Below are 2,000 nucleotides of genomic sequence, written 5' to 3'. Positions count from 1 at the left end.
CGCCTGCGGGTGTCGCGGCGGTGTGCCGGGGGCGGCCGTCACGTGCCCGGAGCAGGGCCCCGGCCAGCGCGGCCGCCGCGACGGTGCCGAGCAGCACCCAGGTGCCCGTCATGATCGTTCCGCCTCCGTGTTCCGGCCGGATCGCCTCATCCGGTGAAGCGCACGTCCTCGGCCTCACCGTGCAGGGTGATGGAACCCGACGCAACACTGATCGCGGTCGGGGTCACGGTGAACGGCATCTGCCCCGCGTTGATGTCGGCCTCGAACTGGGGCAGGAGTTTCTCCTGCACCGCCTCGGGGACCACCGTGGTCTCCCGGTCGTTGCCGAACTGGACGCGACGCGGATCGATCCGGATCGTGGTGCCGTCGAGTTCGATCATGGCGAACGTGAAGATCTCGATCCGTTCACCCGCGATATCGGCCTTGCCGGAGAGCCGGATGCCTGCGGTCGTGTCGTCGGTGTCCGTTCCGTCACCGGCGGCACCGTTCTGTCCGCCCGATCCGGAGTCCGCACCGGAACCGTCCGCACCGTGCCGCACATAGCCTTTCGACGACGGTTCGATCCGCAGGTCGTCGATGTTGGTCAACGGCGCGACCCGGGCGATGTCGCTCTCCTTGAGCGTGACCCGGCCGTTCAGCCGGTCGATCACGACATCGCTCACGTCGCCCGCGGTGAGGTCGGACAACGGCGCGGTCACGTCGTGCAGCTCGGCGTCGATCGACACGTCCTGCAGGTCCTGCACCGGCACACCGTCGGCGGACAGGCTGATGCGGTCGTACTCCCCGGACAGCGCCTGGGTCGTGAACGGGAAACCGTGGATGGTGACCGCGGGGTCGTCGCTGAGCCCGAGCTGCTCGGCGGATTTGCGGGACACGGTGTGTTCGGCGAAGGCCGCGGCGGCGAAGTCGGCGCCCACCAACAGGCCGAGGAGCGCGACCAGCACGATGACGGTGCGTTTCACGCGGCGACGGCTCCTTCCCCGCTCCTGCGGATCCGCCTCCGTTACAGCGGTGTTCACGATCACGTCCGTTCTGTTAAAGGCAGGTTTCGATGTGCCCGCACGGGTGTGACGCCGGTTTCAGGGCTGTGGGCCCGCGTCGATTCGACACTATTCTCGTGGTGCGTGGCGGAGAACCACTCCGGCGGTGTGGCACCGGACAATACGAGGTGGTCGCGATGAGTCTGAACCTGCTGGTACTGACGTCGGAAACACAGGCCGCCTCCGTCCTGCCCGCCCTGGACCTTCTACCGCACACCGTACGGGTCCGCGCACCCGAGGTCACCGCTCTGCTCGATGCGGGGCACCGGGACGTCATCCTCCTCGACGCGCGTACGGACCTGGCCTCGGCCAAGAGTCTGTGCAGGCTCCTGACCGGTGTCGGCGACGACGAGCCTTCCACACCCGTGATCGCCGTGGTCGGGGAGGGCGGCCTCGTCGCGGTGAGTGCCGAGTGGCGTGCCGACGACCTCGTGCTGCCGACCGCGGGCCCCGCGGAGGTCGACGCCCGCCTGCGGCTGGCGACCACGCGGGCGGGTGCCACCGCGCAGGGCGACGCCGAACTGCGGGTGGGTGATCTGGTGATCGACGAGGCGACCTACACGGCCCGGCTGCGCAGGCGCACACTCGAACTGACGTACAAGGAGTTCGAGCTGCTCAAGTACCTGGCCCAGCACGCCGGTCGGGTGTTCACCCGGGCGCAGCTGCTCCAGGAGGTCTGGGGGTACGACTTCTTCGGCGGCACCCGGACGGTGGATGTGCACGTACGGCGGCTGCGCGCCAAGCTCGGCCCCGAGCACGAACAGATGATCGGTACCGTGCGCAACGTCGGGTACAAGTTCGAGCGCCCGCCCAAGAGCGCACCGGCCAAGAACCCCACCGCGGACCGGAACAACACCGCGGACCGGAACAACACCGCGGGCACGACCGGGGCCGGCACCACGGGTGGCGCCGACTCCGTGCCCGAGGGCGCCGACGCGGGCGGTGCGGCGTCCGTGCCGC

At 69.5% G+C, this 2,000-nt stretch carries 2 protein-coding genes; one reads left to right on the top strand and one right to left on the bottom strand.

Annotated features, from left to right (window positions below; genetic code table 11):
• Positions 1-146: 146 nt before the first annotated feature.
• Positions 147-962, bottom strand: coding sequence for an LmeA family phospholipid-binding protein (locus ACTIR_RS0103430; protein ID WP_026453231.1), 816 nt, complete (start codon positions 960-962; stop codon positions 147-149).
• A gap of 215 nt (positions 963-1,177) precedes the next feature.
• Here ACTIR_RS0103430 and ACTIR_RS0103425 point away from each other — a divergent pair.
• The coding region (locus ACTIR_RS0103425) for a winged helix-turn-helix transcriptional regulator (RefSeq protein ID WP_026453230.1) at positions 1,178-2,000 on the top strand (823 nt) is incomplete at its 3' end.

The organism is Saccharomonospora iraqiensis subsp. iraqiensis (genome assembly GCF_000430445.1).
Classification (GTDB): domain Bacteria; phylum Actinomycetota; class Actinomycetes; order Mycobacteriales; family Pseudonocardiaceae; genus Saccharomonospora; species Saccharomonospora iraqiensis.
The sequence above is the reverse complement of the archived record's forward strand: the minus strand, read 5'-3'. Positions and strand labels throughout refer to the sequence as shown.